Here is an 8,798-nt window from a genome sequence, read left to right on the forward strand (position 1 = left end):
CGGAAACTACGCACCGGACTCTGCTGTGCGGTGAATTATTCAGCGTTTCCCTAAGAAATAAAAAATTTTTAATTCGTCTGGGGCGCCGTTTATGGCTCTCACGTCGTAAAAATTCATATAGAATTTTAATTCTGACGCAGCCTTGCTAAATATTTGTTCGTGATCTTGTATAATGGTTTCGCGATATTCTTTAATTATTTTATCTACTTCCTCTGGCGGTTTGGCATCGGTATCAGAAGCCAAATATTTTATTATGTCACCAAAATAATCTAATGCCTTGACCCAATGATCTACATACAAAGTCATTAAATTTATATTCCTTGGAGAGCATTGTCTTTTATTAAATGATAACCGCTTGCCATTCTATTTAAAAATTCTTCATCTAAATGGTTATTTGTTGTTTCGTACTTTTGCTCCAGCATCTCAGACAATCCAGCCTTCTGAAATTTATCTTGCAGTGCTCGAGAAAAAATCTCTTTTTCTGCCGCTGAAAAAATATTTGCCATTTTTAAATCTCCTAGGTTTTAATTTAAATTTTTAAGTTGTCACATCTAGTGTCACAATGGATAGATTGCTAACACATAATATTTTATGTGTCAAGTATCACTATACCAGTGTATCTTGCCGCTGCTACCTTGGTCAAGGCCTAGGAGCCTGTCGGACTTCTCTTGTAACTCATTGATTAAATTGATGCGCCCATTATTTAATCAAATTAATTTATACATAAAAAACAATATGTTACGCTGTTTCAAAACTCGAAGTCCGACAGTCTGCTAGTAAAGCTATAAATAAACTTATGTCATTTGTAGGCTAGTATATAGCTCCATAGATATAATACGGTACATACTGAATGAGCTTTAATATTTACTTTTATAATTAACTGCAATACTCACTTAAGAAACTGAATCGTTCCAGTACAGCCCTCAATAAATTGGTTGAGAGTACCAGTCAAGTGATTAGTATCATAGTCCTTTTTGACGCCTGTAAATGTAAGTCTTACTGAAGGCCCAGAGGTACAAATACTGGAACCATTAAAATTCAGTCCATCACAGAAATTGAGTCCCGGGGTAAAGCCTAAGCAATCACCTGAAGCATATGTTAAATTAAAGTTGCAAGAAACCCCATTATCAGTAGATTGAAGGGTGAACGTATTTCCACTCGTAGTAATATTAAAATTAGCAATGTAATTTTTGCTAGAGCTCGCGCAACTGCTCCCTGAAATGGATGTGCTTACGTTTTGACTGTATGCCCCTTCCAGTCCAGACAAATTGACAGCGTGACCGCTGCCTGTAACTCCTGTAACAGCAAAGTTCTGTTTAGCCTGACTCCATTGCAATGTTGCCGTCCTGCCAGCGGAAGGAAAGTCAGAGACTGTTGCTGTCTTGGAAATGCCAGTAGCAAATGCAGACCCACCGGACTGAACTGTATTGAATTGCCGGGTTTCAATTATCTGTCCGTCAGCATATACGCTTATGGTATGGCTACCGGGAGTAAGATCGTTGTAGTTAAACAGCAAAGAAAATCCCGTGTCAGACCGCCCACAGATGCTTGTAGTGTCGCCCCGACTCGTCCCGCTACCTGCCTTGCCAAGGCTTGCCCCATCAATTGTTGCGGTAATATTACTCGCTGTGCAATGCCATCCTGAAATAACTCCAATGCCGGATTCTGTGCCTCCTGCAACAGGATTTTCCAACGACCCTTGGGCAAAAGTTAGACTTGGGATAGCCGTCATGAGACAAAAAATCAACTGATGCTTTTGCAATGTAGCTCCTTTTTGATTGTTGTTAGAAGTATTGCCAGCCTACAATGATATCGTACATATGAGTTTGCGCACCTCAATGTAAATTCAGCATCCCCATCATAATCAGGCTTGCATGGCCTTGCGGCGACGAGTCATTACACCCATCAAGCCTAAGCCTGCCAGTATCAATACGTTGGTTTCAGGTTCGGGGACGGCGGAGATCAACTTACTTGCTTCCAACGAAAACGACATATCCAAACTAGTTGGCATCCATGTGGCATTAAAATCGGCTTTTCGGCCTTGTTCTGTTGCAAACAGGGTATATAGCTCACCCCCGACATAAGCACTTGGAATGGTGTTGACATAAAATTGCCCAATATCGACAAACCCATTTCTTGTGGCATATGTATCGATAACAAAGGCATACTTGATCCCTTGAACAAAGGTTAGCTCAGACAAATCAAAAGTAAATTCAGTTGGGAAACGATCGCTTACCGATATTGTAGAACTTTCGTACAAAATGGAGGTTGGCTGAAATGCTGAATGCGATGAATCGGTCTCAGTGACCAGCAAATGAAAATCGAAAACAGAACCAGGGAATTGCTCGTTGTTCAAAATCAATAGCTTGAGGTCTCCAACTTTCGCCGCAGGCACAATAAAGGTCTGCGCCCAATAGCTTGTAACGTGTGTAGTCGGACTGTACTCACCAATGCAACAAGCACTTGAGTTGTTTGGAACGTCAATAAGCGCGGCCTGCGAGGGCTGCATAAGAGCTATCGAAAACAAACAAGCATTCAGACCCCTTAACAAAATCCCAAAAAAGTGCATATTCACGTCGCGCCACTCCGTATTATTTTGAATATCGATTCAATGAGCATAACAGCCGCATGTAGTATAAGGCCACATGTAAGTATAAGAGAGACAGCTAAAATCCTAGCGGTTAATTTGCCCCCTTAGATTGAAAATGGAAAATAAGCACTGTGTACTGGAAAAGCTTCGACGCTAATTAACACATGAATGGATTTCTCCTCACTTACATCGGTGATTCACCGCATCATGAACTTACAAATATTGAGATAAAGTGCAGCGCGTAACCATAGAAAATTTCTTTAGCAGCCAAAATTTTTAAAAAATAAAAAATCACTGACCTTTTGACTAAAACTTACTGTATAGGCAAAGCAGGTGCAGCCAAGAACTTGGGGGGATGGGGGTACGGTGGGGTTGTGATATTGCGGAATTTGAGGGAGTGAGTTCTTTTTGGAACTGGATGATGAGCGCCCTTCAAACGTCAAGCAATCTTGGTGTAATTGAGCAAAATATTTCAAGCTGAAACCGCACTATTGAGCAAACGCGGTTACAAAATGGTTACATATTACAAAATGCTGGAACATAAAAAAGGCCTGCATCGCTGCAAGCCTTGTTCTATATGGTGGGTCGTCAGGGACTTGAACCCCGGACCAAAGGATTATGAGTCCTCTGCTCTAACCAACTGAGCTAACGACCCAATACTGTTTGAAGCACTTTCCAAAGTGCGTTCATTATAATTAACTCTCGCCGTCGAGGAAGCTTTTCAGCTTGTCTGAACGAGACGGATGACGGAGCTTGCGCAATGCCTTGGCCTCGATCTGGCGGATACGTTCGCGTGTCACGTCGAATTGTTTACCTACCTCCTCAAGGGTGTGGTCAGTATTCATTTCTATACCAAAGCGCATGCGTAGCACCTTGGCTTCACGCGGTGTGAGCGAATCGAGAATGTCTTTGGTGACATTGCGCAAGCTGTCGTATACCGCTGCCTCAATGGGTGCCAAAGTATTGGAATCCTCAATAAAATCGCCCAGATGCGAATCGTCATCGTCGCCTACTGGGGTTTCCATGGAAATCGGTTCCTTGGCAATCTTCAAGATCTTACGGATCTTGTCTTCGGGCATTTCCATCTTTAGCGCCATAGTTGCAGCATCCGCTTCCAGCCCGGTTTCTTGCAAAATTTGGCGCGAAATGCGATTCATCTTATTGATGGTTTCAATCATGTGCACCGGGATACGTATGGTGCGAGCCTGATCTGCGATGGAACGCGTAATGGCTTGGCGTATCCACCATGTGGCATACGTCGAAAACTTGTAACCACGGCGATATTCGAATTTATCCACCGCTTTCATTAGTCCGATGTTGCCTTCCTGAATCAGATCGAGAAACTGCAAGCCACGGTTGGTGTACTTTTTGGCGATGGAAATCACGAGACGCAGGTTAGCTTCAATCATGTCGCGCTTGGCGCGACGTGCTTTGGCTTCGCCGTTGGTCATTTGCTTGTTGATTTCTTTCAGATCACGAATGGGAATACCCACACGCTGCTGCAAATCAAGCAGCTTCTGTTGTTGCTCGACGATGGCGGCCTGGAAACGTGACAGTGTTTCGCTGTAAGGTTTTTTGGCAGCCACTTCGCGCGCGACCCAGTCCAGCCTCTCTTCGTTGCCTGGAAAGGTCGAGATAAAATGTGGACGCGGCATGCGCGACTTGGTAACGCATAGCTCTTGAATGATACGCTCATGGCTGCGCACTTCTTCCACCAAATGGCGCATGGTGTCGCAAAGTGAATCTACCTGCTTGGCAGAAAACCGGAATTGGGTAAGCTCGTTGGAAATCTGCTCCTGCAGCTTGTTGTACTGTGCGCTGCGATAACCATGCTTCTCGTAAGCTTTGCCGATCTTGATAAAGAGATCGCGTATGATTGCGAAACGCTCCAGCGCATCAATCTTGAGTTTGGCAAGATTGGCTGCGGCAATAGCCTCGGTATCTTCTTCGTCGCCTTCTACGTCTTCTTCGTCATCCTCGATGGCTTCATCGCTAAGCTCCTCTTCAACGATTACGGTTTCATCCTCAGGCTCAATGAAGCCATCGACAATTTCGTCAATACGCAATTCCTCGCGTGTGACTTTATCGACTAACGTTAGAATTTCGGCAATGGTGGTTGGACAGGCAGAAATCGCCTGAATCATATGCTTCAGGCCTTCCTCAATGCGTTTGGCAATGACAATTTCATCTTCGCGCGTGAGTAAGCCCACTGTTCCCATTTCGCGCATATACATGCGCACTGGGTCAGTGGTACGGCCAAATTCCGAGTCTACTGTAGAAAGCGCTGCCTCAGCAGCTTCCACCGCGTCTTCGTCGGCCACCACGGGTGGCGCATCCGACATGATCTGATTTTCAGCATCGGGAGCATCATCGCACACGGTGATGCCCATGTCGTTGATCATGCTGACAACGCCTTCGATCTGCTCGGCTTCCAACATTTCTGGCAGATGATCGTTAATTTCGCCGAAAGTCAGATAACCGCGCTCCTTGCCCAGGATGATCAAAGCCTTCAGGCGCGTGCGCCGCGCCTCAATATCCTGCAACAGTTCTACAGGGTCAGCAATTTGCTTGCCAATCGATGCCTGTTTGGCTGAAATAGATGTTTTCTTGTCTTGCTGAGTTGCCATATTCGGTGGATTCCCATTTAATTAAATGAGTTAACACATTGCGAGTTAACACAATGCTTTTGAAAAGGGTGCAGATTATACCCGACTTTGCAAAAACTTTCCGCACACCAATTTTGCATTGCCTTGATTAGAGTTCACCGCGTTGTAATAGTTGCAAATAGAGCGATCGTTCGTGTTCGTCTAAGCCCTTCATCCCTGTGCCATGCATTTTTACATGTAAAGCCTGCAATTGCTGTTTGCGCTGTTCATTGCGTAATTTGGTTAATACATCTTGAAACTCTGCGACCACATTAAAAGTTTCACCCCATTGCATAATTTCAGCTTGCTCTGCCGCTAATAATGATTCATGCACTGTGCCTTGAAAATTCTGGATCATGGCTGCACTGCTTACTGCTCCTTCTTGCGTGCGCGACCACTCGGTCAGCGCAGTAATAGCTGCCGCTTCCGCCCCTACGGCCATCCAATTCTCTGGTAACTCTCGCGCCAGATCGGGCTGAAATAATAAACAGCGCAGTAACACACGCAAGTTTGATACTACAGGGCGCGCCGCTTTTTGCAGCGCGCGACGTGGCGAGGCACCTATCGGTTTGATCGCATACAGCGCTTCCAATTCCGCTTGGGTAATCCCCGCCAGCGTCGCCACTTCCTTACGCAGCAACAGCGCAGTAGTGGGCGCAGAAATAACTGTTAGCAAAGGCTTGGCACGCTGCAACAAGGCAGTGCGCCCTTCCTGGGTATGCAGGTCTACTTGCGCGGATAATTCACGCAAAACATAACTGGACAGCGGCAAAGCCTCTTGCAGTAGCTGCTCAAATGCCGCTGTTCCATACTCCCGCACAAAGCTATCAGGATCATGTCGCGAAGGCAGGAACAGGAAGCCGATATGCTTACCATCTACCAGTTGTGGTAGTGCATTTTCCATTGCGCGCCACGCTGCACGCTGCCCAGCTGCATCACCATCAAAACAGAACATCACTTTATCGGTCAAGCGCAGCATCTTTTGCACATGGTAGGGTGTAGTCGCCGTTCCCAATGTGGCGACAGCATATTCAATGCCATGCTGGGCAAGTGCTACCACATCCATATAGCCTTCTACTACCAAAACCTGTCGTTTGGTACGTATTGCTTTCAGCGCCTGGAACAGGCCGTATAACTCGCGTCCTTTTTCGAATAGCACGGTCTCCGGCGAGTTCAGATACTTGGGATCGCCCGAGTCCAGCACTCGCCCACCAAAGCCGATCACCTGCCCGCGCGTATTCACAATGGGAAACATGATGCGGTCGCGAAAACGGTCGTACCGCTTGCCATCCTCATTTTCTATTACAAGACCAGTCTCCAAGAGGCTACTGTCCTGATAGTTTGCAAAGACACTTCCCAAATTTTGCCAGCCCTCCGGCGCATAGCCGATGCCAAAACGTAACGCTATTTCGCCACTTAAGCCGCGCCGCTTGAGATAGTCGATGGCGGGTGACGACTGCTTGAGCTGGTCGCGATAATAGCGTGTTGCAGACTGCATTACTTCGTACAAATCAGGTGTAACTTTATGCTGTTGCGCTTGTTCCGGCATAGGGGCTTCGCGTGGCACCGTCACGCCAGCACTGCGCGCCAATTCTTCCACGGCATCAACAAAACCCAACCCACCGTGCTCCATAACAAACCCTATAGCCGTGCCATGCGCGCCGCAACCAAAGCAGTGATAAAACTGCTTGCTTTGACTGACGGTAAAAGAAGGAGATTTTTCGTTGTGGAAAGGGCAGCAGGCAATATAATTAGCGCCTGCTTTTTTAAGCGGAACATAACGCTCGATTACATCCACAATGTCGAGACGGTTGAGCAAATCATGAATGAAATTTTTTGGAATCATCCTGGCTCCGCCTCTCGTTTTACCAATGTGGCATGTACACCGAGGAGTAATTGATTACTGATTTTACGTAATTCGAGACAGATTCATATTCACTGCAGCTATCATTATCCATGAACGCGAAAATGACTATGTGATTAAGTGGTGGACTACGACTTTATGGTGCGAATTCAACATGTATTCGCATTGCTTAATTTAAGCAATGCACAATATTACGGTGTTACTGAGACAACCGCGCCTTCACCAGCGCTGAAACTTTGCTCATGTCTGCTCGACCCGCCAGTTTCGTCTTGAGCAACGCAATCACCTTGCCCATTTCTTGGGCACTCTGAACACCACTACTGACAATGGCATCGTTGACTGCAACTTCCACTTCGGCTTCAGTCATTGGCTGCGGCATATATGCCTGCAATACGCTGATTTCAAATTTCTCAATGTCGGCCAACTCTTGCCGAGCTGCCGCTTCGAACTGGATAATTGAATCGCGCCGTTGCTTGATCATTTTATTGATGACTGCAATTACGTCGGCATCTGATAACTCGATACGTTCATCTACCTCGCGTTGCTTGATTGCGGCCAGCAACAGGCGGATAGCACCGAGGCGCACCGAATCCTTAGCGCGCATGGCCGTCTTCATGTCTTCTCTGATTTGCTGCGTCAGATTCATGCTGAGTTCAATCTCGCGGGAAATTTAACGGCAGGCTCCGCATCAACGCGTAGTCGCTAACAGTTGAGGTTAATATAGCTTGGGCGGCAGCACTTGGCTGCGCAGGCGCTTGTAATGCCGTTTCACGGCAGCAGCTAGCTTGCGTTTACGTTCCGCAGTAGGTTTCTCATAGAATTCGCGAGCGCGCAATTCAGTTAGCAAACCAGTCTTTTCCACTGATCGCTTGAAACGGCGCATTGCCACTTCAAATGGTTCATTTTCCTTAACACGCACAGTCGTCATAAACAAACTACCCTTCAACAAAAATTAAGGGCGCGATTCTACCAAAATACTGCCCTCTTCCACAACCTGAATTTAGAAGTTCTTTTTTAATATATTGCGAACGCCTGAGCTTCCCCTGGTCTGTTGTCTTCCAGCGAAGGTTTATGCTACCAGTTTTATATCATGCAGAGGACTGCTATGGTATCGGTTAAAATATTACGCATTTATTAAAGGGCACTCTAAAAATGCCCGTTATTTCTGCCCTTCAAAATAATTACATTAACTGAAAATTTATAAAAAGGTAACGGCAATATGAAAGCAAGTATCAAATGGGTAGAGCAGGTTTCCTTCTTAGGCGAAACCGAAAGCGGCCATGCCATCATGATGGATGGTCCTCCCGAAGGCGGCGGCCGTAATCTTGGGCCACGTCCAATGGAACTGGTGCTTCTTGGCACGGGTGGCTGCACCACTTACGACGTTATTCACATCCTCAAGAAAAGCCGTCAGCAAGTGACCAATTGTGTGGTGAAAATAGAAGCCGAACGGGCTGTAGAAGACCCAAAGGTATTTACCAAAATCCATTTTCATTTTATCGTGACCGGCAAAGATCTCAAGCTGGAGCAAGTCGAGCGTGCCATCCAGCTTTCTGCTGAAAAATACTGCTCTGCCTCCATCATGCTAAGCAAAATGGCGGACATTACGCACGATTTTGAGGTAATTCAGGAAATATCTTAAGCCACTAGTGTCCCAACGTTAATCGAACAGAAACAACTGGTTGGTCGAATCCTGTGA

Annotated in this window: 9 protein-coding genes and 1 tRNA gene; 1 reads left to right on the forward strand and 9 read right to left on the reverse strand. The window is 46.0% G+C overall.

What is annotated here, in order from left to right:
- Nucleotides 1-39 precede the first annotated feature (39 nt).
- The 9 genes from MJ768_RS14985 to rpsU form a co-directional block, all read right to left on the reverse strand.
- Nucleotides 40-306 (reverse strand): hypothetical protein, encoded by a 267-nt coding sequence (locus MJ768_RS14985; RefSeq protein WP_239292867.1) that lies wholly within the window; start codon nt 304-306, stop codon nt 40-42.
- A 5-nt stretch (nt 307-311) separates the two neighbouring features.
- Nucleotides 312-506, reverse strand: a complete 195-nt coding sequence (locus MJ768_RS14990) for a hypothetical protein (protein WP_239292868.1) — start codon at nt 504-506, stop codon at nt 312-314.
- 383 nt (nt 507-889) lie between these two features.
- Nucleotides 890-1,762 (reverse strand): hypothetical protein, encoded by an 873-nt coding sequence (locus MJ768_RS14995; protein ID WP_239292869.1) that lies wholly within the window; start codon nt 1,760-1,762, stop codon nt 890-892.
- Between the two features lie 102 nt (nt 1,763-1,864).
- Entirely contained in the window at nt 1,865-2,569 is a 705-nt protein-coding gene (locus MJ768_RS15000; protein ID WP_239292879.1) for a PEP-CTERM sorting domain-containing protein, read from the reverse strand.
- A gap of 599 nt (nt 2,570-3,168) precedes the next feature.
- A tRNA-Ile gene (locus MJ768_RS15005) sits at nt 3,169-3,245 on the reverse strand.
- A 40-nt stretch (nt 3,246-3,285) separates the two neighbouring features.
- Complete coding sequence (rpoD, locus tag MJ768_RS15010) at nt 3,286-5,217, reverse strand: RNA polymerase sigma factor RpoD (RefSeq protein WP_239292871.1); 1,932 nt, start codon at nt 5,215-5,217, stop codon at nt 3,286-3,288.
- Nucleotides 5,218-5,344: 127 nt separating this feature from the next.
- Nucleotides 5,345-7,081: a DNA primase gene (gene dnaG, locus MJ768_RS15015; protein ID WP_239292873.1), complete on the reverse strand. Its 1,737-nt coding sequence runs from the start codon at nt 7,079-7,081 to the stop codon at nt 5,345-5,347.
- A 217-nt stretch (nt 7,082-7,298) separates the two neighbouring features.
- Complete coding sequence (locus tag MJ768_RS15020; RefSeq protein WP_239292875.1) at nt 7,299-7,745, reverse strand: GatB/YqeY domain-containing protein; 447 nt, start codon at nt 7,743-7,745, stop codon at nt 7,299-7,301.
- Nucleotides 7,746-7,814: 69 nt separating this feature from the next.
- Entirely contained in the window at nt 7,815-8,027 is a 213-nt protein-coding gene (gene rpsU / locus MJ768_RS15025) for a 30S ribosomal protein S21 (RefSeq protein WP_173053394.1), read from the reverse strand.
- A gap of 291 nt (nt 8,028-8,318) precedes the next feature.
- On the opposite strand from rpsU, the gene MJ768_RS15030 reads away from it, so the two are divergent.
- On the forward strand, nt 8,319-8,741 hold the full coding sequence (locus MJ768_RS15030; protein ID WP_239292877.1) for an OsmC family protein: 423 nt from the start codon (nt 8,319-8,321) through the stop codon (nt 8,739-8,741).
- The last annotated feature ends 57 nt before the right edge of the window (nt 8,742-8,798 follow it).

It is taken from the genome of Candidatus Nitrotoga sp. 1052 (assembly GCF_927312905.1).
In the GTDB taxonomy this organism is placed as follows: Bacteria; Pseudomonadota; Gammaproteobacteria; order Burkholderiales; family Gallionellaceae; genus Nitrotoga.

Bases quoted from the DNA above. Each gene is read 5' to 3' on its own strand.
- MJ768_RS15000 (WP_239292879.1), bottom strand. From the start codon at position 2,569: ATGCACTTTTTTGGGATTTTGTTAAGGGGTCTGAATGCTTGTTTGTTT.
- rpsU (WP_173053394.1), bottom strand. From the start codon at position 8,027: ATGACGACTGTGCGTGTTAAGGAAAATGAACCATTTGAAGTGGCAATG.
- MJ768_RS15030 (WP_239292877.1), top strand. From the start codon at position 8,319: ATGAAAGCAAGTATCAAATGGGTAGAGCAGGTTTCCTTCTTAGGCGAA.
- MJ768_RS14990 (WP_239292868.1), bottom strand. From the start codon at position 506: ATGGCAAATATTTTTTCAGCGGCAGAAAAAGAGATTTTTTCTCGAGCA.
- MJ768_RS15020 (WP_239292875.1), bottom strand. From the start codon at position 7,745: ATGAATCTGACGCAGCAAATCAGAGAAGACATGAAGACGGCCATGCGC.
- dnaG (WP_239292873.1), bottom strand. From the start codon at position 7,081: ATGATTCCAAAAAATTTCATTCATGATTTGCTCAACCGTCTCGACATT.
- MJ768_RS14985 (WP_239292867.1), bottom strand. From the start codon at position 306: ATGACTTTGTATGTAGATCATTGGGTCAAGGCATTAGATTATTTTGGT.
- rpoD (WP_239292871.1), bottom strand. From the start codon at position 5,217: ATGGCAACTCAGCAAGACAAGAAAACATCTATTTCAGCCAAACAGGCA.